A 21,542-nucleotide genomic window follows, 5' to 3' on the forward strand; every position below is an offset into this window, starting at 1 on the left:
GTTCGTTCTGGTCTGAAAAATGACCAGAATCGAAGTTTTTATTTTGATATTGCTTGCATGGTGACCACGCGTATCCTACATTGGTTTCACACAAAACCAATCAGGAGACATCATGCGATACCTCGTTACCGCGCTCTCGGTGGCCATCGCCGCCGGCGCGCTGACTTCCGCGCAGGCGCAGGAAGTCGTCATGATCGGCCATTCGGCGCCGCTGACCGGCCCGCAGGCCGCGAACGGCAAGGACAATGAAAACGGCGCGCGCCTGGCCGTCGATGAACTTAACAAGGCCGGCATCAAGGTCGCCGGCAAGACCGTCACGTTCAAACTGGTTTCCGATGACGACCAGGCCGACCCGAAGGCCGGCGTGCAGGTCGCACAGAATCTCGTCGACAAGGGCGTCGTCGCGGTGCTCGGGCCGTACAACTCGGGCGTCGCGATTCCCGCGTCGCGCGTGTACTCGACTGCCGGCGTGCCGATGTTGCCGGTTGCGTCGAACCCGGCGCTGACGAAGCAAGGCTTCAAGAACATCTTCCGGATCGGCGCGAGCGACGAACAGCTCGGCGGCACGATGGCTACCTTCGCCGCGAAGACGCTGAACGCGAAGACCGCCGCCGTGATCGACGATCGCACCGCATACGGGCAGGGCGTGGCCGAGCAGTTCATGAACGTCGCGAAGGCGAACGGCATCAAGATCGTCGACCAGGAATACACGAGTTCGTCGGCTACCGATTTCCTCGGCATTCTCACCAAGATCAAGGCCAGCAACCCCGACGTGATCTTCCTCGGCGGCTATGCGGCACAGGGCGCGCCGATGGCCAAGCAGATGAAGCAGCGCGGCCTGCGTGCGAAGCTGCTCGGCGGCGACGGCATCTGCTCGGCCGACATGGGCAAGGTGGCGGGCGACGCAGCGTCGATCGTCTACTGCGCGCAGGGCGGCGTCGCGCTCGAGAAGACGGCGGCCGGCCGCGAATTCCTGAAGAAGTACCACGACACGTATCACACCGATACGCAGGTCTACGGTGTGAACTACTACGACGGGATGAAGCTGCTCGCCGACGCGATGGTCAAGGCCGGCACGACCACCGACAAGGCGAAGCTGATCGCGCAGCTCGCGAAGTCGGACTACAAGGGCGTCGCGGGCACCTATTCGTTCGACGCGAACGGCGACCTGAAGGGCGCGCCGACCACCGTCTACGTGATCCGCAACGGCCTGCCGGAACCGTACGCGAAGTAACCGGCCAGCCTGCCATCGGACGGCGGCGCGGCCGCCGTTCTTCGTTTCAACGCATTCGATCACCCATGAAAATTTCCCGATCCCTTTCCACCGTCGAAGTCCATACGGGCGGCGAAGCGTTCCGCATCGTCACGAGCGGGCTGCCGCGTTTGCCGGGCGACACGATCGTCCAGCGCCGCGCGTGGCTCAAGGAGAACGCCGACGAGATCCGCCGCGCACTGATGTTCGAACCGCGCGGCCACGCCGACATGTACGGCGGCTACCTGACCGAGCCCGTGTCACCGAACGCCGATTTCGGCGTGATCTTCCTGCACAACGAAGGCTACAGCGACCATTGTGGACACGGCGTGATCGCGCTGTCGACTGCGGCCGTCGAGCTCGGCTGGGTGCAGCGCACGGTGCCGGAAACGCGGGTCGGCATCGACGCGCCTTGCGGCTTCATCGAGGCGTTCGTCAAGTGGGACGGCGAGCATGCGGGGCCGGTGCGCTTCGTCAACGTGCCGTCGTTCATCTGGCAGCGCGATGTGTCGGTCGAGACCCCGTCGTTCGGCACCGTGACGGGCGACATCGCGTACGGCGGCGCGTTCTATTTCTATGTCGACGGCGCGCCGTTCGATCTCCCGGTGCGCGAAGCGGGTGTAGAAAAGCTGATTCGCTTCGGCGCGGAAGTGAAGGCCGCCGCGAACGCGAAGTACCCGGTCGTGCATCCGGAGATTCCGGAAATCAACCATATCTACGGCACGATCATCGCGAATGCGCCGCGCCACCCGGGCTCGACGCAGGCGAACTGCTGCGTGTTCGCGGATCGCGAGGTCGACCGTTCGCCGACGGGCTCCGGCACCGGCGGCCGGGTTGCACAGCTCTACCAGCGCGGGCTGCTCGCGGCCGGCGACACGCTCGTCAACGAATCGATCGTCGGCACGGTCTTCAAGGGGCGCGTGCTGCGCGAAACGACAGTCGGCGACATCCCGGCCGTGATTCCGGAAGTGGAGGGCAGCGCGCATATCTGCGGGTTCGCGAACTGGATCGTCGACGAACGCGATCCGCTCACCTACGGTTTTCTCGTGCGCTGAGTGGCAGCGCCGATCGGCCGCGCGTCGCGCGGCCTCCCGGTTGTAGTACCAGGCTTGGCGCGTCGTTCCCGTTGCGGGGCGCGCGCCTTTTTTACGTGGGTGCCGCCCGCGCAGCCGTCCCGAGTGTATCGGTGCGACGCTATCGCGGTCGGTCGGGCCGCGCGAGTTTGGTACGATGCACCCTTTTCAGCCGAGCTCCACCCGCGTGAATCGCCGAAACGTGTCGTCAGTGCGTGACTTCTGTGCCAGATGGGTCGCGCGCGCCCAACCCGTCGCGGCTGCCGCCGTCGCGCGGGTCAAGCCTCTCGCCGCCACCGCGTGGCACCATGTCCGTCATCCGACGCGCCGCGGCGTGCTGCTCGCGGGCGCCGCCGTACCGGCGCTGTTCGTGGTGTACGTGGTCGTGCTCATCCCGTTCACGCCGGGCATCGGCGACATCCGCAAGGCGCGCGTCGACCAGCCCGCGCAGGTGCTGTCTGCCGACGGCAAGCTGCTGGCCGAATTCAAGCCGTCGAACCGCGAGTGGGTGTCGCTCAAGCAGATCTCGCCGCACATGGTCGATGCGCTGATCGCGACCGAGGATCACCGCTTCTACGAACACCACGGCCTCGACTGGAAGCGCACGGCGTCGGCCGCGCTCCATACGTTCTCGGGCAGCCGCCAGGGCGGCTCGACGATCACGCAGCAGCTCGCGCGCAACCTGTATCCGGACGAGATCGGCCGCGCGCCGACGCTTACGCGCAAGGTGAAGGAGGCGATCACCGCGCTGAAGATCGAGGCTGTCTACAGCAAGGGCCAGATCCTCGAGACCTACCTGAACACGGTGCCGTTCCTGTACAACGCGTACGGCGTCGAGATGGCCGCGCGCACCTATTTCGACAAGTCGGCCGACGAGCTCGACGTGCTCGACAGCGCGACGCTCGTCGGGATGCTGAAGGGCAACAGCTACTACAACCCGGTGCTGAATCCCGAGCGCGCGCTGCAGCGGCGCAATACGGTGCTGGGCCAGATGGTGAAGTACGGCAAGTTGTCGCCCGCGCAGTTCGCGCAGCTGCAGCGCCGGCCGTTGCGGATCGACTTCGAGCGGCAGAAGGAGCCGCCGGGGCCCGCGCCGCATTTCGCGCAGCAGCTGCGCAAATGGCTGATCGCGTGGGCCGACCGCAACGACTACAACATTTACGCGGACGGGCTGATTGTGCGCACGACGATCGACTCGCGGCTGCAGCAGATGGCGACCCAGGCGCTCACGCTGCAGGGCAACCAGTTGCAGGGCATCGCGAACAACGCATGGAGTGGCCGCGACGGCTGCGGTACCGACAACGAGGTGTTCCGCACGTTCATGCGCGAGTCGCCCGAGTACAAGGCTGCGCAGGACGCCGGCAAGGACGACGCGGCCGCGATGAAGCTGCTCGCGGCCGACCGCGGCTTCATGCGCGCGCTGTGCAAGACCAAGACCGACGTGCAGGCCGGCTTCCTCGCGATCGATCCGCGCAACGGTCAGATCCGCGCGTGGGTCGGCAGCCGCGACTTCACCAACGAACCGTTCGACCACGTCGCGCAGGCGCGGCGCCAGCCGGGCTCGACGTTCAAGCCGTTCGTCTATGGCGTCGCGTTCGCGAGCGGGATGAAGCCGGACGACACGTTCATCGACCAGCCGGTCGAGATCCCGTTGAAGGGCGGCGAGATCTGGCGGCCGAACGACGACGTGCCGCCGACCGGCAAGCCGATGACGCTGCGCGACGCGGTCGCGCTGTCGCGCAACCGGATCACCGCGCAGGTGATGGAGAAGGTCGGGCCGGCTTCCGTCGCCAGGCTCGCGCGCGACATGGGCGTGCGCGAAAGCCCGCTCGAACGCGTGCCGTCGCTCGCGCTCGGCACGAGCCCGGTCACGCTGAAGGAGATGGTCGCGTCGTACGCGACGATCGCGAACGGCGGGCTGTATGTCGAGCCGCAGATGGTCACGCGCATCGAGAACCGCCAGGGCGACGTGCTCGCCGAATACGCGCCGGCGCCGCCCGAGCGTGCGCTCGACGCGGAAACCGACAAGACGCTGCTCAGCGTGATGCGCGATGTCGTGACACGCGGCACGGGCGGCAGCATCCGCACGCGCTTCGGGATCCGCGGCGACGTGGCCGGCAAGACGGGCACGACGCAGGACAACGCGGACGGCTGGTTCATCCTGATGCAACCCGGCCTCGTCGCCGGCGCGTGGGTCGGTTTCGACGACGGCCGCGTGACGCTGCGCAGCGATTACTGGGGGCAGGGCGCGCATAGTGCGCTGCCGATCGTCGGCGATTTCTTCCAGCGTGCGCAGCGCGCCCGGATCGTCGACACGAAGGCGAAATTCGATACCGAGCCGTCGCCGGGCTGGTTCGCGTCGCTGCGCGAGCGCGTGACGGACCTGTTCGACACGTGGTTCCCGCCCGAGGCGAAGAAGGCCCCGGCGCCGGTCAGGACGCAGCGGGTGGAGCGTGCGCCTGAGGCTGACACGGGCGCGGCCTCGGCCGCGTCGGCCGCCTCGGCGCCCGAAGCGGCATCGGGCGGTATCGTCGAGGAATGGGTGCCGGCGTCCGAAGTGGCCGCGTCGGCCGCCGCGCTGTCGGCGGGCGCATCGCAACCGCAGCCAGCGCAGCCGCCGGCGGGGGCGAGCACGGCGAGCGGAGGCAGCGCGGGCTTCGGCACCGCACCGGCCGCAGCCCCATCGTCCCAGCCGTCTCAGCCGCCCGTACCGGTCGCGCCCGACGCGACCGGCGCTTCGCAGTAACGGAGCCGTTCAGATTTCGCGCGATGCTGCCGTAATCATGTTGTCATGACAGCTCGCGCGGTCGCTCCGCGCCTCCCCAATGAGGCTATCTACCGACTACGTCCCGCTCGTGCGCGACGATCTCGCCGCCGGCATCCCGCTCGGCTTCGATCTCTACGATGCCGACGGCGCCGCGCTGCTGCCGGCCGGCACGACGCTGCGCGATGCCGCGCAACATGCGTTCCTGTTCGACCATTTCCACCCGGTACGCCGGCGCGACGGCGCCGACGCCGAGCCACGCGTGCCCGACGCGGTGCCGCACGCCGCGCGGATGGGGTTGTCGGCGGGCGCCGCGATTGGTCTCCGCCGTCGGGTCGGCGCGACACGCGGGCTGCAGCGCTGCCGGCTGATCGGCATCGCCGCATCGGGCGCGCTGTTCGTCGAACCGCAGCCGGCCGCTGCGTTCGACTTCGCGAGTGGCGATGACATCGAGGCGGTCGCGATCGGCCGTGCCGCAGTGTCGCGTTTCGGTGCGACGGTCGAGTCGGTGCAGACGTCGGGTGCCGCGCGGTTCCTGATCCTGTCGCCACCCGGCTTCGTCGACCGGCTGCGCACGCGCGCGGAGCCGCGCGTGCCGGTGCGGATCGCCGCCTGCTGCGCGGGCGGGGCGGAGGGGGCGGATGGCCTCGGGATGGTGCACGACATCAGCGTGAGCGGGCTGTCGATTGCCGTCGACCGGCCGATTGCGGCAACCGGCGAACCGTTGCGCGTGCTGCTTCCGTACGCTGCGGGCGACCGGGTCGAACTGCTGGCGCTCGAGGGTACGGTGCGGGCCGTCCATGCGGATCCGGCTGCGCCCGCGCTGACGCTGCATCACGCGGCGTTCGGCGAGATCGGCGCCGACGACCTGATCCGCCTCAAGGCGCTGCTGTTCGACCGGCTGATGGCGTCGTCGGATACCGATCGGCGGCGCTGATGGGGACGGGCGGACCGGGTGCCGTGCCGCAGTATTCAGTGCGTGAATGCCGATAATCATCTGATGATTCAACGGTTTCCGCGGCGATTGTATATTTTCCGTCAACAGTGAATTCGCGATTTAAGTATTTACCCTGATAGTGCAGCCTCCTAGACTTCTACTCATGCGCAACGACCCCGAGTCCGAAGCGCCTGACAAAACAATTCTGGAGGTAACGCATCATGAAATCGCTGATCAAGGCAGTTGCACTGGCCGCTCTGGTGGCCGCACCGGTCGTCTCGTTCGCACAGAGCCAGCAGCCGCTGACGCGCGCGCAAGTGCGCGCCGAGCTGGTCCAGCTCGAAAAGGCCGGCTACAACCCGAACGACTGGATGAACTACCCGGAAAACATCCAGGCCGCACAAGCAAAGATCGCAGCCGCGCAGAACACCGGCGCGCAAGCCGATGCAACGGGCTACGGTGCGAACGCTGCCGCGGCGTCGCAGTCGGGTCAGCGCGTGGTCGTGCCGGCCGCAACCGACCGTTCGTCGGTATTCTTCGGCCACTAAGCCAGTTGCCATGCGGCGGCGTTTGCCGCTGCTGGAAGCCTCGCATTGAAAAGAGCTCGCACTCGGTTGGAGTGCGGGCTCTTTTTATTGGAACGCGGCGGCGCGATGCTTTCGTCAGCGAGGAAAGCGAGGGACGTGGCGAATGCAATATGAACCCGTGCCAATCATCATGTCGCATGCAACGTACGCCGGATACTCTGCCGGGTTGCATCGTTAGAGTAAGATCGCCCGAGACTGGAATGGCGGTTTCAATCAACGGAGAAGCGATGCGCCTGTATTTGGTTAGCGGAACAGTGTCAAATTTGCGCTTTTCGCGCGAGGCGTATTCGGCATCGAAATTTCAACAATTCGAAGAGACGGCAACGGAGTTCGCGCCTTTATTGCTCGAGGCCATTGGTGAAAATGGTATGGCGATGAGCAGTGCAGCGCTGAACGATCCCGACAGAGTCCGCCCCGAACCAGCCAAAGGGTACTGGATCGAGATAGAGGTGGTGGGGCGAACGCTCAAAGGCTGGTTCGGCAGTATCTCGTTCGAGAACGGCGGGCATGTCGACGCGGTGTGTGACAAGAATGGTTTGTTGATGGCGCTTCATAACCCGTTGGCGAGGCTGATCGTATTCAAGCCGCCTTGCCCTGAAGGCCTGAAGCCCGTTTTCAACCGATCCTTGCTTTACGCGTACCTCGCCGTGAGCGCGCTTTTATTTTTTGGCGAAGCCTTGGTGCTTGCGTTCGTGGCATCCACCTGGGGCGATTTTTTTGAGCTGATGCCTTTCCTGCTGGCCACGACGGCGTCTGTTGCGGCTCTCTTCGTGCTGTTGGCCTTCCGCGGTGAATTGATCAATGGGCGGAGAACCAGAAAGATTCTCAAGTTGCTCGGTTTGTCGGATACGGCGAGCAAACTGACGGAGGAATACATCGGCACCGGTTACGCGTACCGTTACTGACGGTTTGGGCCCGATCCTCCGGCGGCTCCTTTTGAGCCGGCGATTTGGGGGACTGCGCCATCCTTCCGTCAGGCAAATCCAGGGTTTCAGCCGCGCGCCAACCCACAAAAACGTGTGTTGCCGGCCTCCCTGACATCCATGCGACGGGCCCACACATGGGCTTCGATTCCACCCATCATCACCGCGCAGTACTCGCCTGCCGAGCCCGCGTCGCGAGCACGGCCGCGACGCCGCCGAGGATTGCGGCCGATGCGAGCGCGAGCCGCCATGTCGGCTGTTCCGACAGGAACAGCACGGCGCCGCACGCGGCGATGGGCGGAACGGAGAGCTGAACCGCCGCGGCGCGCATGGCCGTGAGGTGCCGCAGCGCGGTATACCAGAGCACGTAGCCGAGGCCCGACGTCAGCGCGCCGGAAAGCGCGGCGAGCGCGACGCCGGCCGGCGTGACATGAAAGCGGGCGGCGAGCGCGACGCTCAGCGCGAGTGCCAGCGGCGCCGCACGCAGGAAGTTGCCGGCGGTCGCCGCGACCGGATCGACGGGCCGACGGCCCCGTATCGAATAGATGCCCCACGCAATGCCGGCGGCCGTCATCAGCGCGGCACCTTGCGGGGTCGGCGCGGCGAGCCCGGGCGACACGAGATACACCAGCCCGCCGAGCGCCGCGCCGAACCCGGCCCAGCCGGTCGCGGCAAACCGTTCGCCGTCATGCCATCCCGCCGCGAACATCGTCAGTTGCACCGCGCCGAACAGGATCAGCGCACCGGTGGCCGCGCTGACGGTCAGGTACGCAAACGAGAAGCATGCGACGTACACGAACAGCATCGCCGCAGCCGGCCAGTCAGCGGGCGGGGCGGGCCGTCGGGCACCCACGCGTGCGACGACCGCGAGCATCAGCGCGCCCGATACGAGGCGCAGGCTGCCGAAGCTGGCCGCGTCGATCCGTCCGGCCTGCAGCGCGAGTCGGCACAGCAGCGAATTCGATGCGAACGCGAGCATCGCGATCGTCGTCAATGCGACGATGCGCACGCCCGGCCGGACATGCAGCGCGAATGTGGAGGCGGGCGGTCGCATCGGGGCCTCACGCGTGGCTGGCGACGATCAGCACGGCCGCGCCGAACAACGCGACGCCGAGCGGCGCGGTGAGCGCCTGCCCCCACGACGCATTCTTCTCGAGGGCCATCAACGCGGCGAGCGACAGCATCCAGCCCAGACTACCGGCGCCGACGACGAACATCAGCAGCATCAGCGCCCAGCAGCAGCCGACACAGAAGACCCCGTGGCTGACGCCGAGCGCGAACGCGTGACGCATCGGCGTGCGGCCGCGCCAGCGGCTGATCACGAAACTGAAGGGGGTTCGGCAGCGGTCGAGGCAGTGCGTCTTCAGTCCGCTGAACTGGAACGCGCCGGCGAGCGCGAAGACGGCCGCGCCGATCAGCCAGCCACGCCACGCGAGTGCCGGCACCTGCGCGACACCGGTCAGCAGCAGCCCGTGCAGGCCGTGCGCGACGAGGCCGAAGCCGCTCCACGTTGCGACGTAGCCGATGCCGACGAGCGCAAGCAGGCGCGTCTGGTCGGGGCGGCTCGCGACGACGCGGGCGAACGCATCGAACAGCGACAGCGTCGTCGGCAGCATCATGGCGAGGATCATCAGGGTCCAGCCGGCCGCGTCGAGCGCGGCCGGCAGCCACAGTGTGCCGCCCGGCAGCGCGCGACAAAGCGCGCTGAACGGCGACGGCAGTGTGCTGTCGCCGTGGTCGAGGTACCGCCCGTACGGACTGCGCGTCCACGCCCACAGGGTGAGCCACGCGAACGCGACGAGACTCGCGAGCACGAGCGGAAACACGCGCCGATGCAGCGACGCAGCCATGACCGTTGGCGTACGATCGCGCTTCACGCGTCGAACAGGAACGTGCTCTGCAGCGCGTTGTGATTCTTCAGATCGACGTCGATGCCGATCGCCGCGTTCTTCGACCGATAGACGGGCGCCTTGCCGACGAACACCGGCGCGCCGGGCACCGTCGAGAACACGGTGTCGGTCAGCGTCGTCTGCGCGCCGCTCGGGCCGAGGTACGGCTCGAGTTCCGCGTGGTAGTCGGTGCCGATCGACAGCGTGCCGCGTGCCCCTTCGACATTGAACGTGATGGGGGCGCGTTCGATCGACACGACCGTGCCGATCAGTTTGGCGAGTTCGGCGAGCGGGCCGCCGGCCTGGCCCGTGTAGACCTTGAGCAGCGCCTGCTCCTGCGCCTCGGACGCCGTGTCGCTGAGATAGATCGCAGCCGTCCAGTTGCCTTGCAGGATGTTGCCCGGCACGCGGCACACGGCGGCGATCGTATTGCCGCCCACGTCGACGCCGTCGACGGCGCCCTTGTCGACATGCCACGCGACGATCGTGTCGCAGACGCCGAAATCCGGATCCTCGCCGATCCAGCACGGGCAAAGTACGCGACAGTTGCAGACCTCGAGCAGACGGCCTTCAAGGTGATAGCTCATGATTCCCTCCAGGGAGCGACGGCGATGGCACGTTGGGCTGGGTGGGGGAAGCTGACAGACGAATCGTCACCCCGCTCGGCGATGCGAACGCGAAATGCGCTGAGGAATGCGCGGAAGCGGAGACGGGATGGATGCGATAGCGCGGGCCTGAAGCGGCGTATCGATTTTCAAGTGTAGGTGTGGAGGGCCGATATGCAAGCCGTCGCAGGCTGCGAGGCCGGCTGACAAGCCAGCGCGCGTGCGCTAGCATCGCGATCGGTGTCGCCGCGAGACGGCGGCGCGATGCGCGTCAGCGCGGCAAGCCCGGCACCGGGTTCCCCGTCTTCAACGAACAACAAGGAGCATCCATGCGTGTCTTGACCGGTCTGCTGTGCTCGCTGGCGCTGGCGGCGAACGTCGCCCATGCGCAGGCGAATTGTGCCGACGCGACGGATCAGGCGGCGATGACGGCATGCGCCGATCGCGCCTACAAGAAATCCGACGGGGAGCTGAACCGGACCTACCAGGCCGTCACCGCACGCCTGCACGAAGCGCGGCCGCTTGCCGACAAACTCGTGAATGCGCAGCGTGCGTGGATCGCGTATCGCGATGCAGAGTGCAACTTCTCCAGCGCGAATGCCGAGGGCGGCAGCGTGTATCCGATGGTCGTGTCGACCTGCCTCGACGATCTGACCAAGGCGCGCACCGAAACGCTGAAAGGCTATCTGTCCTGCGAGGAAGGCGATCTCGCGTGCCCGGTGCCGGCCAAGTAAGCGTCGTGCGCCGCCCCGGCCGGCCGCCTGCCGCGCGGCCGGTGGCGCCCGCCGTCCGCTGCCGGACGTCGTCCGTTACACGTCGTCCGTTACACGTCGTCCGTTTCGTCGAGCAGCTTGTGCCGCATCGCGTAACGTACCAGCGCCGCTTCGTGCGGCATCTGCATCTTTTCCAGGATCCGCGTCTTGTACGTGCTGACCGTCTTCGCGCTCACGCACAGCGCGTTGGCGATCTCGGTCAGCGTCTGGCCGGCGGCGATCCGCCGGAACACGTCGAATTCGCGGTCGGACAGCCGCTGGTGCGGTAGCGTCTCGGCAGGCTCGTTCAGACTCTGCGCGAACTGCTCGGCCATCGCGAGGCTCACGTAGACGCCGCCCGACGCCACCTTCGTGACCGCGCCCACCAGCTCGGCGCTCGCGCTTTCCTTCGTCAGATACCCCGACGCACCGGCGCGGAACGCGCGCACCGCGTATTGCTGCTCCGCGTGCATGGTCAGCACGAGGACGCGCAGCGCGGGCTTCTCGTCCTTGATCTGCTTGATCAGTTCGACGCCGTTGCGGCCCGGCATCGACAGGTCGAGCACGAGCACCTGCGCGGGCGTGGCGCGCACGAGCGCGATCGTCGACGGGCCGTCGCAGGCTTCGCCGGCCACCTCGAATCCGGTGGCGTTCTGGAGGATGTGCCGCAGACCGTCGCGTACGAGCGTATGGTCGTCGGCGATGAGCACCTTGATCATATGATGAGCGTTTCCTGTTGTACGGTACTGAGCGGGAGGGCGACGGTGATCGAGAAACCGCGCGCGAGCGCGGTGTCGATCGTCACGGTGCCGCCCAGCATGTGGGCGCGTTCGCGAATGCCGATCAGGCCGAACGATTTGTCTTCGTGGGCCGAGCCGCCGCGCGCCGAGCCGCGGCCGTTGTCCGCGACGCGCAACACGCAGAAGCCTTCCTCGACGTCGAGCCGCAGCGCGACGCGCGTCGCATCCGCATGGCGCGCGACGTTCGTCAGCGCTTCCTGCACGATCCGGAACAACGTGGTCGCGCCCGCGCTGGTGAACGTGAGGCCGCCCGTTTCGATGTGCCGCTCGACATCGATCCCGTAGCGGTTCGTGAAATCGTTCGCGAGCCATTCGATCGCGGGCACGAGGCCGAGATCGTCGAGCATCACGGGCCGCAGGTCGGCCGCGATGCGCCGCACCGACGCGACCGTCGCGTCGATCAGCCGCCGCATGCCCTGCAGATGCCCGAGCACGCCCTCGTCGGGCGGCGCATGGCGGGGGCCGCGCAACTGCTGCTCGACCACCGACAGATCCATCTTCAGCGCGGTGAGTTGCTGGCCGAGGTCGTCATGCAGTTCGCGCGCAATGCGGGTCTTTTCCTCTTCGCGCACGTTCTGCAGGTTCGCCGACAGTTCGCGCAATTCCTCGCGCGACTGCTTCAGCGCGTTCTCGGCACGCTGCCGCTCGGTGATGTCGCGCAGCATCACGGTGTAGAGCTTGCCCGACGCATCGCGGATCTGCGAGATCGACGCCTCGATCGGGAATTCCTCGCCGTTGGCGCGCAGCCCGAACAGCACCCGCTGGCGGCCCATCTGCCGCTCGGATACGCCCGTCACGCCGAACTGGTCGACGTGCTTCGCGTGCGCGGCGCGGAACCGCTCGGGGATGAAGCGCGACAGCGGCGCACCGATCGCCTCCATCGCGGACACGCCGAACACCTGCTCGGCCATCGGATTGAAGATCACGACCGTCTGCTTTTCGTCGATGGTGATGATCGCTTCCATCGACGAACGGATGATGCCCATCATCCGCGCCTCGTTGAGGATGCCGCGGCTGCTCGCGCCGGAATCGGCGGTGCCGGCGCGGCCGCGCAGCAGCGCATGGATGAGCACGGCGAACGCGATCGACGCGATCAGCCCTGCGGTGAGCACGGTGCCGGCCGCGCGCTGCGCGCCCGTTGCGCTCGGACGGCCGTCCGCGGAATAGGTGAGCGTCAGCATGGTGCCGCCGAAATTCAGCTCGTCGGTGCGCCGCATCAGGTCGGGCGATGCCGACGCCTCGTCGGTCGTCGTTTCGACGCTGACGATCGCGCGCCAATCGCCGCCGGCGGTGATCCAAACGTCGATGCCGCGCTCCGCGTCGAGTGCGCGCTCGATCAGGCGCCGCGGGCTCAACGCTGCGAACAGCACCCCATCGGCGCCGGCTTCGTGCGTACCGGGCGATGTGCCGGCCGCATGCGGCGACGCGGCGGCCGGCAGGAACAGCGTGAAGGTGCGGGCGTCGCGGGACGTGTCGTCGTCGGCCGGGTGGACGCCGAGCGCGATGTCGCCGGTCTGCAGCGCGCGCGCGAGCGGTGCCGCGTCGGACGCGCCGAAGCGCACGACGGGCGAATTCGACGCCGGTGCGCTGAGCGCGGCGGTCGCGAGCGTGCCGGCCGGCATCGGCTTTGCGCCGGCGAGGGCGGTGCGCGTCGCGGGCGCCAGCGGCGCATAGCCGATCTGGCGGACCGGCGAGCGGGCGCTGTCGAGATCGAGCGTGTCCGCATACCGGCGCCATTGCTCGGGCGTCATGCCCGGGACGAGGCTGAACGCGCCGCGCGCGCCTTCGAGCACGGCCACGCCGGATTGCAGCTCGTGGCGGAGCATCGCGGTCACGTGCGACGTGCGGCGTTCGAAACGCGTATGGACGGCGCCTTGCCACTGGTCGCGCACGAGCAGCGCGACGCCGAGCGACAGCGCCGCGCCGGCGCACAGCGTAACGACGCCGGCCGCGAGCGGCTGGCGTAACATGATCTGGAGGCGCGTGGGCCCTCGGGCGTCACGCGTCGGGGTTCCACTTGCGGTCATTCGATGGCCATTCTGTTGTCGGGGGCCGCCCCGTGGCACGGGGGCAGCGCAGCAAAACCGGTCAAAACTCGCACCGGCTGCACGCAACGTCTATTTTCAAGATGAAATTGTGCGCGATTTACACGTTTTTTGTAATGGGGTCACTAGAAATTGCGGCAACTGGCGTGAAGCAGCGGGCACGCCGGCCGCGTTTGACGCGCATCAACGGGCGCGTCGGCACGTGGGGCAGACTGTTCGGCAGGCCAGCCGGCACCGGGCCGGGTGGCGATAACGGGCCGCCGTCGCGCAACGCGCGACGCGTGCCCGGTCGGAGGGACGGACCATGTACAAGCGGATTTTCGTCGGGCTCGATGGCAGCCCGAGTGCGCGTCTCGCGCTGAACGAGGCGATCCGGATCGCGGCGGCGTCCGGCGGTGAAGTCACCTGTGCGTATGTCGTCGAGCATCGACCGCAGCTCGTCGACGTCGATGCGGGCTTCGCGGCCGCGCGCGCCGGCGATGCGGCCGCGACCGATGCCGCGACGCCGGTGCTCGACGATGCGAAAGCGGTGCTCGCGCAGGAGCATGTGCCAGGCACTGTGCGCGCGCTCGACGCATACGGCGAGGATGTCGCCACGGTGCTGATGCGCACGGCGGCCGAAGCCGACGCCGACCTGATCGTGATGGGCACGAGCGGGCGGCACGGCCTGCGCCGGTTGCTGCTCGGCAGTGTCGCCGAATCGCTGCTGCGCGCAGCCGACCGGCCCGTGCTGCTGGTGCGGCACAACGAGCCCGGCGCGTCGGCGGCTGCGTGACGTACGAGGCACGACGCTGACGCATGAGCGGTCGCGCCGGCGACTGTCGCGCGCCCGCGCCGAATGATGGCCTGATGAAACGGAAACGCACGACGCGCCGGTCGACGCACGGCGTGTGAGCGCGGCTGTCGTTTCTGTCGCATCGGCCGGGCGAGGGCGGCACGCCCGATGCGTCTCCACGCGCGCAATCCCGCGCCCGCGGTTGCATCCCGACACGCAGTTCTGGCAGCATCGACCGGTGTCCGCTTGTTCGCCGCGCGCATGGCAGCGGCGATCGACGCAGCGGCATCCGGCGGAATACGGCCGCGTTCGCGATGAGCGAAGCGAGGCCGTGCGCCGGGTGCCCGGTTCCTTACTTTACCGACGTCATCCGCCATGCCGATTTCCGCTACCGACCTGATTCGCCAGTTCGACCTGCAGCCGCATCCCGAAGGCGGCTATTTCCGCGAAACCTACCGTGCGACCGATTCGGTCGTGCGTCCGGCCGACGGTGCGCCACGCGCCGCGTCGACGGCGATCTACTACCTGCTGTGCGACGGCGCGTATTCGTCGTGGCACCGGATCCGTTCCGACGAGGTCTGGCATTTCTACGCGGGCGACCCGATCGAAGTGTGGGTGCTCGACGATCGCGACGGATTGACGATCCACCGGCTCGGCAATCCGCTCACGCATCCGGGCACCGTGTTCCAGGCGGTCGTGCGGGCCGGGAGCTGGTTCGGCGCGCGCTGCGCGGCGCCGGAGCACGTTGCGCTCGTCGGCTGCACGGTGGCGCCCGGCTTCGAGTTCGCGGAATTCGAACTGGCCGACGCGGCCGCGCTGGCCGCCGCGTTTCCCGACTACGCGGAATACGTCGTGCAGCTTGCTCAGCGCACGGACATGTGACCGTCACGGTGGTGCAGCCTAATGGCGCGAAGCCCGTGCCGATGGCGCGTGTTCCGCGCGATCGCGGCCAAACCCGTTTAGAATGCCGTGATGCATCAGGTCGGTTGCGGACGTGCCGCGGCGGCCGGTGCCCAGCCGTACCGACGGTCCCCGTCGCGCGGCTGGATGCCTTCCAGGAGCGCCGCCGTGTGGCACTTTCCCATCGCTATTCCATCGTCGCTCGGCCCATGGGCCGTGTTCGCGAGCGTGTTGATCACGCAGCTCGGTGTGCCGGTGCCGGCCGTGCCGATGCTGATTCTCGGCGGCACGATGGCGGCAATGGGGCAGGCGTCCTGGGTCAGCATGTTCGCGGCGGCGATCGGCGCGACGATGCTGGCCGATTCGCTGTGGTTCTTCATGGGCCGCACGCGTGGCCGGCGCCTGTTGAACGGCCTCGTGCGCTTCTCGCTGTCGCTCGACACGACGCTGCGTTTCGCGCGTAACGTATTCGAAAGATACGGCGCACCGTTGCTCGTGCTGTCCAAATTCCTGCCGGGCCTTGGCCTCGTGTCGGCGCCGCTGCTCGGTACGACCGCGATCGGCGTCGGCGTGTTCCTGTTCTGGGATCTGGCCGGCGCGTCACTGTGGGCCGCGTTCTGGCTGATCGGCGGCGCGGCCATTCACGATCAGATCGTCCAGTTCGTGCTGTGGGTGCGTGCGAGCGGCGGCACGATCCTCGATGCGTTCCTTGCGATCTTCATCACGTTCCTGCTGTACCGCTGGGTGCGACGCGTGCAGTTCCGCCGCTATCTCGCGCAGGTTCGCATCTCGCCGCCGCAACTCGTCGAGATGATGACGTCGGACGAGCCGCCGCTGATCTTCGATGCGCGGCCGAAAGCGATTCGCGAGCGCGAACCGTACCGGATCGCCGGCGCGGTGCCGGTCGATCTCGATTCACCCGATCTGCTCGACCCGGAATTGCTGAAACGGCCGATCGTCGTCTATTGCGTGTGCCCGAATGAGGCCACCGCGAAGCGCCTGATCGCGAAAATGCAGCGCAAGAAGATGATCCACAACATCCGCGCGCTGAAGGGCGGGCTCGATGCTTGGGAGAAGCACGGCTTCCCGGTCGAGCCGATGCCGGCCGATCTCGATGCGTCGCGGTATTTCGTGCGTCCTGAACACGGCGCGCTCGAAGGCGAATATACGGTGCGCGCGACGCTGTCCAAGTAAATCCGCGCGCGGCATACGCGCGCATTCGGCGCATTCGAATTCCGCCGCCTGTTTCACCCGCCGCGATTTTTCCAAAATCGACTGGCGTGAAACCGCTGATCCTCCATATAATCCCGCCTGCATATTGCGTGCGCATGATTGCGCACATTCGAGGCGTGTTCGTTCGCGCCGAAAGCGATTGATCCCGTCGCCGTCCGTCACGCGCACAGCCGCGTCACACGGGCCGCACGGGCGTATTCCGTGAAAGGCCCGATCCGTTTTCTGGATTGTTCCGGAAAATACGGATAATCCGCGGCGATTCCATTCGGATTGACGCAGTATCCGTGTCGTTTCTCGTCTGGAAAACGACGGCGGAGATTATTTCGTTTTCGGCATGCCGGTATCGGCATGAACGGTCGCGCATTGACATCGACAATGACGGCGGCCCGTTCGCGGCTGCCAGGAGACGGACTTGAAACAACCAGAAGACCAGTTGCACCGTGGGCTGGAAGAGCGGCACATCAACCTGATGGCGCTCGGCGCGACGATCGGCGTCGGCCTGTTCCTCGGCTCGGCCACTGCGATCCGCGTCGCCGGCCCGGCCATCCTGCTGACCTACCTGCTGGGCGGCATCGCGATTTTCCTGATCATGCGCGCACTCGGCGAGATGGCGATCGCCAATCCGGTCGCCGGCGCGTTCAGCCGCTACGCACGCGATTACCTCGGCCCGCTCGCCGGCTACCTGACCGGATGGACCTACTGGTTCGTGTGGATCGTCACCTGCATGGCGGAAATCACGGCGGTCGGCGTCTACATGCACATGTGGTTCCCCGGCGTACCGAACTGGATCTGGGCACTCGCGGCGCTCATGGCGATGGGCTCGGTGAACTTCATCGCGGTCAAGCTCTACGGTGAATTCGAGTTCTGGTTCGCGCTGATCAAGATCGTCACGATCGTGCTGATGATCATCGGCGGCGGGTTGATGATCGCGTTCGGCATCGGCAACGGCGGTGTCGCGATCGGCCTCTCGAACCTGTGGGCGCATGGCGGCTTCATGCCGAACGGCATCAACGGCGTGATCGCCGCGTTGCCGATCGTGATGTTCGCGTATCTCGGCGTCGAGATGCTCGGCCTCACCGCCGGCGAGGCGCGCAACCCGGAGAAGTCGCTGACGAAGGCCGTGAATTCGGTGTTCTGGCGCGTGCTGATTTTCTACATCGGCGCGCTGTTCGTGATCATGTCTCTGTATCCGTGGGACCAGATCGGCACGCAGGGCAGCCCGTTCGTGATGACGTTCTCGCGACTCGGCATCCCGGCTGCCGCCGGCATCATCAACTTCGTCGTGCTGACCGCGGCGCTGTCGTCGTGCAACAGCGGCCTGTTCAGCACTGCGCGGATGCTCTATAACCTCGCGCAGCAGGGCCAGGCGCCGAGCAAGCTCGGCAAGGTCAATCGCAACGGCGTGCCGGTGTATGGCGTGATCGTGTCGGTCGCGCTGCTGCTGATCGGCGTGCTGCTCAACTATCTCGCGCCGCAGCACGTGTTCACGTGGCTCACGTCGGTGTCGACGTTCGGCGCAATCTGGACGTGGTGCGTGATCCTGATCGCGCAGATGCGCTTTCGCCGCACGCTGTCGGCCGACAAGATCGCGCGCCTGCCGATTCGCGTGCCGTTCTATCCGCTCGGTTCGTTCGTCGCGCTCGGCTTTCTCGTGCTGGTCGTCGTGCTGATGGCGTTCACGCCCGACACGCGCGTCGCGCTCGTGATCGGGCCGGTATGGATCGTGCTGCTCGGCATCACGTATGCGTTGTTCTACGCGAACCGTCCGGCGGCATCGGTGCCGACGAAGTCGTAAGCGGCACGGGCAGGCACCGCGCGACCCTTGATCGCGATCATGCGCACGCGGGCCGGACGTTCTATGCTGAACGCATCGATTGTCCGCGCTTCGCGTGGCATTCTGCCGATTCCCGCGACCGCGGCGGCTGTCCGGCCGCCGCGCGCCGCTTCCGCGCGAAGCTCCCGTCGTCGTTCCGCGACGACGCGCACGCACGGAGACCTTCGCCATGCAGCCTGACCAGCCCATCCCGACGCCTGCGCGAATCGCGCTGGCCGTCGATCCGACGCCCGAATCGCTGTCCGCCGCGCGCTATGCGCGCACGCTGTTGCGTCCCGGCATGCGATTGCGCATCGTCTGCGCCATCGACAACCCGCGCCTCGTCTTGCCCGACATCCCGCGCATCGACGCGCTGCTGACGTCCGCGCGCGAGGACATGATGCGCGAAGCGCAAGCCACCGGCGAACGGATCGCCGCATTGTTCGCCGACAGCGGCATCGAGGTCGAGCAGGCCATCATCGACACGTCGGTGACGGGCGGCACGGTGGCCGATGCACTGGTGAGCGATACGTCGGCGTGGCGCGCGGACGTGTTGGTGGTCGGCGCGAATCCGCATCATGGGCTGCTGCGCCTGGTCGAAGGCGCGATGTCCGACACGCTGACGACGCGCGCGCGCTGCGCGCTGCTGATCGTGCCGGCCGCCTATGCGCGACCGTCGGACGGCGGCCTGCAGCGGCTGATGTTCGCGGTCGACGGCAGCGAGCCGGCGCTAAACGCGGTGCGCGTCGGGCTCGGCTTCGCGGCGCCGACGACGTTGCTGTACGCGGCCTACGTGATCGATCGCGCGGTTCGTCTGACGGATATCGTGCCGGTGCGCGCGCTCGAGGATGCCTATCGCGCGGAGGGCGAGGATGCGCTCGCGAAGATCGGCCCGCTGTTCCATGCGACCGGGAACCCGACCAAGCGCGGTGTCGTCGAAACCCGGCCGACCAGCGACGACGTGGCCCATGCGTTGATGCGCGACGCCGTGCACTGGCGTGCCGAGCTGCTGGTGGTCGGCACGCACGGCCGGCGTGGCATCGCCGCCTGGCTGATCGGCAGCGTCGCGCGCCGCGTGGCGCATCTCGCCCAGGTGCCCGTGTTGCTCGTGCGCGGTGCCGAGTAAATCGCGCGGTGTCACGAACGAAGCGGGCTTGGGTTGATCTGCATCAGAAACGGCACGCGTATCGCGTGAGACCTTGATGGAACATCCGGCCACGTGGCCGGTCTGTCGTGGATCTACCGCGCAGCGACGCAGCCACGCGAGCGTCACGGCGTGCGCTCGGCGGCGCATTCGCCGTCGTCACATCATTTTCCGGAGCCGCGACGTGCATGGCACGGCGCGTCATCCGACCGAGAACTCTCTGGCACGAGGGTAGGCAGCCGACGGCTGCCTTGGAGGACGGGCGGGGTGCAAGTCACCCCGTCCGCTTTCCGCGTTCGTGTTGTCGTTGGCCCCGTCTGGATTGCTTTCCCCGCAGGAATCGTTGTCATGGCGGCCGTGTGGAACGGCGCATCACGATGCGTGATGGCGTGCGGTCGCGCCAATGCGGATCGGTGATGATCGCGGCAGGCGCGCCGCCGCCATACAGGCACGGCGTGCAGCAGGCGCTGCCGAGGTGGCGCGGTGCACAGCCGGCGCACGGCCCCGTGCCGTGCCGGCTGCCTGCACGCTCAAGGGGTGCGAAGCATCGACCGCAGGTCGTGCCGGCGGCCCGCGCCGCGGCACACCCGCGGCCGCTGGCGCGCGACATGCAGCGGCGCGCACGCGCTGCACGTGCGGTTGCGCAGGCGGTTTGCATGCGGCCAGCCGGGGCGCGCCTTGCGGCGCGGCTCCGCAACGGCCGCCGCGTCGGAGGCGGCCCGCGCGCAGAGTGCCGCGGCGAACCGTTGCAACGCGAGGACCGAGCCCGCGACGCTCTGGTACTTCTCGCGGCCGATCTGCCCGTCGAGCGTGACGAGCAACCCGGCTTCGCGTGCGAGCGCAAGCAAGGTGTCGATATTGTCGGACGGACGGTTGCCGGCCGGCACGGCACGGGCGGGCAGGGCGCGCGCGTTGCCCGACGCGCGCCGCTGGCCGTCCCGGCCCGGTAAGTTGCGATGTCCCATGGTTGGTCTCCTGCGCCAGGCCCCGCATGCCGGCTCGATGGCCGGCTGAGCGATTGCCCGTATGAACGTTTCGTCCATGTCATCAGTATCGTGTGGCGCCCGAGCGCTGCCAAGCAGCGCGCGCTGAAGTCGCTGTCAGGGATTGCGCGGGGCGTATCGGAATCCGCTGACACGCAGTGCGACCGATCGGCCGTCCCGGCGACGATCCGGCGCGTTCGTTCCGACGAATGGGCGGGGCGTGGTGGCGGTCGCTTGACGCATGATTTCGGCCGGTCTAACTTCGTCACTGCATCGGCGTCGAGCGGCCTCCATCGTTTGCCCGCCACCGGTGCCGCGCCTCGGGGTGGCGTGGCAGGGCTTCCAGTCTCGTTCGCGGGCAGTTCGCGCCGCGAATCTTGCGCGGCCGGTTCAGGGACGAATCGGCGCGGCGGCACGCAACGTGCTGTTGATCGCGCGCAAACACGCGCCGGCGCATCGCACGCCGCGCTGCCGTTCAGTCTTTAAGCTTCCGGTATCTACTTCTTTTCGTTCCTCGACCGTCAGGAGTCCGTCGATGTCCAAGGACAATTTGCTCGATTCACTCAAGGAAGCCGCCAAACAGCGCGCGATCGGTTCGGATCAGTTGCGTGCGATGCTCGACGACGAAGTGCGCGTCTTGTCGTCCGACGCGCGGGTGCACGACTACATCCACGTGTTCGCGATCCGGCACCTGCGCGAACGGATGCGCCAGCAGGACGATTTCGACCACGACACGCGGGCCGACGGGTCGCCCACGGAATCCGATCCGCGTCCGAGCCACCGCCTGTGACGGGCACGCGCCGCGGTTGACGCCGCGGACGTGACGCGCTTCGCCGCCAGGCCAGGGCCGGATCCTGATCGACATGCAGGCATCCGTCGACAGCGAACCGGCCTGTTCCCATTCCCTTTCGATTGCCGTGCGCAAGATCGCCGGCACCGTCGTCGCATCCGGCGACGGCGTGTGCGCGCGGTGCCGACCGGGTGCGGCGATCCCGGCGCCCTCCTGAAAACCGACGTTGCGTTTCGTCATACGTTTCACTGAATTGTCACGGCGGCCTCAAGTAAGC

20 protein-coding genes are annotated in these 21,542 nt (G+C 67.4%); 14 read left to right on the top strand and 6 right to left on the bottom strand.

The genetic code is table 11. The features are described 5' to 3' along the window. Window positions 1-112: 112 nt before the first annotated feature. The 6 genes from QZM67_RS01730 (at window position 113) to QZM67_RS01755 (ending at window position 7,518) form a co-directional block, all read left to right on the top strand. The gene (locus QZM67_RS01730; RefSeq protein WP_175024744.1) at window positions 113-1,234 is read left to right on the top strand and encodes a branched-chain amino acid ABC transporter substrate-binding protein; all 1,122 of its coding nucleotides are present in this window, start codon (window positions 113-115) and stop codon (window positions 1,232-1,234) included. Window positions 1,235-1,299: 65 nt separating this feature from the next. Then, the gene (gene lhpH / locus QZM67_RS01735; RefSeq protein ID WP_301800392.1) at window positions 1,300-2,307 is read left to right on the top strand and encodes a trans-3-hydroxy-L-proline dehydratase; all 1,008 of its coding nucleotides are present in this window, start codon (window positions 1,300-1,302) and stop codon (window positions 2,305-2,307) included. 175 nt (window positions 2,308-2,482) lie between these two features. Beyond that, entirely contained in the window at window positions 2,483-5,071 is a 2,589-nt protein-coding gene (locus QZM67_RS01740; protein ID WP_301800393.1) for a penicillin-binding protein 1A, read from the top strand. Between the two features lie 79 nt (window positions 5,072-5,150). Beyond that, a complete protein-coding gene (locus QZM67_RS01745) occupies window positions 5,151-6,026 on the top strand; it encodes a PilZ domain-containing protein (RefSeq protein WP_301800394.1) in 876 nt (291 codons plus the stop codon). A 221-nt stretch (window positions 6,027-6,247) separates the two neighbouring features. Beyond that, window positions 6,248-6,574: a DUF4148 domain-containing protein gene (locus QZM67_RS01750; protein ID WP_043183673.1), complete on the top strand. Its 327-nt coding sequence runs from the start codon at window positions 6,248-6,250 to the stop codon at window positions 6,572-6,574. 239 nt (window positions 6,575-6,813) lie between these two features. Then, window positions 6,814-7,518, top strand: coding sequence for a hypothetical protein (locus tag QZM67_RS01755; protein ID WP_301800396.1), 705 nt, complete (start codon window positions 6,814-6,816; stop codon window positions 7,516-7,518). Window positions 7,519-7,696: 178 nt separating this feature from the next. Here QZM67_RS01755 and QZM67_RS01760 read toward each other — a convergent pair whose 3' ends face one another. Genes QZM67_RS01760 through QZM67_RS01770 form a run of 3 tightly spaced genes read right to left on the bottom strand, consistent with a single transcriptional unit; the run spans window position 7,697 to window position 10,012 of the window. After that, a complete protein-coding gene (locus tag QZM67_RS01760; RefSeq protein WP_301800398.1) occupies window positions 7,697-8,590 on the bottom strand; it encodes a DMT family transporter in 894 nt (297 codons plus the stop codon). Between the two features lie 7 nt (window positions 8,591-8,597). Then, a complete protein-coding gene (locus QZM67_RS01765; protein ID WP_301800399.1) occupies window positions 8,598-9,386 on the bottom strand; it encodes a DUF2182 domain-containing protein in 789 nt (262 codons plus the stop codon). A gap of 23 nt (window positions 9,387-9,409) precedes the next feature. Continuing rightward, the gene (locus QZM67_RS01770; protein ID WP_301800401.1) at window positions 9,410-10,012 is read right to left on the bottom strand and encodes a DUF1326 domain-containing protein; all 603 of its coding nucleotides are present in this window, start codon (window positions 10,010-10,012) and stop codon (window positions 9,410-9,412) included. A 347-nt stretch (window positions 10,013-10,359) separates the two neighbouring features. Between QZM67_RS01770 and QZM67_RS01775 the strand changes: the two genes are divergently transcribed. Next, window positions 10,360-10,764, top strand: coding sequence for a lysozyme inhibitor LprI family protein (locus QZM67_RS01775; protein WP_089453011.1), 405 nt, complete (start codon window positions 10,360-10,362; stop codon window positions 10,762-10,764). Window positions 10,765-10,853: 89 nt separating this feature from the next. Here QZM67_RS01775 and QZM67_RS01780 read toward each other — a convergent pair whose 3' ends face one another. Together QZM67_RS01780 and QZM67_RS01785 are read right to left on the bottom strand one after the other, a co-directional pair. Then, window positions 10,854-11,501, bottom strand: a complete 648-nt coding sequence (locus QZM67_RS01780) for a response regulator transcription factor (protein ID WP_006483707.1) — start codon at window positions 11,499-11,501, stop codon at window positions 10,854-10,856. Continuing rightward, on the bottom strand, window positions 11,498-13,609 hold the full coding sequence (locus QZM67_RS01785; RefSeq protein WP_301800405.1) for a PAS domain-containing sensor histidine kinase: 2,112 nt from the start codon (window positions 13,607-13,609) through the stop codon (window positions 11,498-11,500). The genes QZM67_RS01780 and QZM67_RS01785 overlap by 4 nt, the downstream gene beginning before the upstream one ends. Before the next feature lie 322 nt (window positions 13,610-13,931). On the opposite strand from QZM67_RS01785, the gene QZM67_RS01790 reads away from it, so the two are divergent. The 5 genes from QZM67_RS01790 (at window position 13,932) to QZM67_RS01810 (ending at window position 19,474) form a co-directional block, all read left to right on the top strand. Beyond that, entirely contained in the window at window positions 13,932-14,402 is a 471-nt protein-coding gene (locus QZM67_RS01790; RefSeq protein WP_301800407.1) for a universal stress protein, read from the top strand. Between the two features lie 375 nt (window positions 14,403-14,777). Continuing rightward, window positions 14,778-15,284, top strand: a complete 507-nt coding sequence (locus QZM67_RS01795) for a cupin domain-containing protein (RefSeq protein WP_301800408.1) — start codon at window positions 14,778-14,780, stop codon at window positions 15,282-15,284. Window positions 15,285-15,470: 186 nt separating this feature from the next. Next, window positions 15,471-16,496 carry a DedA family protein/thiosulfate sulfurtransferase GlpE gene (locus QZM67_RS01800; protein WP_174958403.1) on the top strand — a complete coding sequence of 342 codons (1,026 nt, stop codon included), beginning with the start codon at window positions 15,471-15,473 and terminating at the stop codon, window positions 16,494-16,496. Window positions 16,497-16,947: 451 nt separating this feature from the next. Beyond that, on the top strand, window positions 16,948-18,330 hold the full coding sequence (locus QZM67_RS01805) for an amino acid permease (RefSeq protein ID WP_043183686.1): 1,383 nt from the start codon (window positions 16,948-16,950) through the stop codon (window positions 18,328-18,330). A gap of 208 nt (window positions 18,331-18,538) precedes the next feature. Beyond that, window positions 18,539-19,474 (top strand): universal stress protein, encoded by a 936-nt coding sequence (locus tag QZM67_RS01810; RefSeq protein ID WP_301800410.1) that lies wholly within the window; start codon window positions 18,539-18,541, stop codon window positions 19,472-19,474. 548 nt (window positions 19,475-20,022) lie between these two features. Here QZM67_RS01810 and QZM67_RS01815 read toward each other — a convergent pair. Next, window positions 20,023-20,457 (bottom strand): hypothetical protein, encoded by a 435-nt coding sequence (locus QZM67_RS01815; RefSeq protein ID WP_301800412.1) that lies wholly within the window; start codon window positions 20,455-20,457, stop codon window positions 20,023-20,025. Window positions 20,458-21,010: 553 nt separating this feature from the next. On the opposite strand from QZM67_RS01815, the gene QZM67_RS01820 reads away from it, so the two are divergent. Then, window positions 21,011-21,265, top strand: a complete 255-nt coding sequence (locus QZM67_RS01820) for a DUF3562 domain-containing protein (protein WP_175024021.1) — start codon at window positions 21,011-21,013, stop codon at window positions 21,263-21,265. Between the two features lie 73 nt (window positions 21,266-21,338). Continuing rightward, on the top strand, window positions 21,339-21,482 hold the full coding sequence (locus QZM67_RS01825) for a hypothetical protein (protein ID WP_301800414.1): 144 nt from the start codon (window positions 21,339-21,341) through the stop codon (window positions 21,480-21,482). The last annotated feature ends 60 nt before the right edge of the window (window positions 21,483-21,542 follow it).

Origin of the sequence: Burkholderia sp. AU45251, from assembly GCF_030482905.1 — a bacterium.
GTDB classification, from domain to species: Bacteria; Pseudomonadota; Gammaproteobacteria; order Burkholderiales; family Burkholderiaceae; genus Burkholderia; species Burkholderia aenigmatica.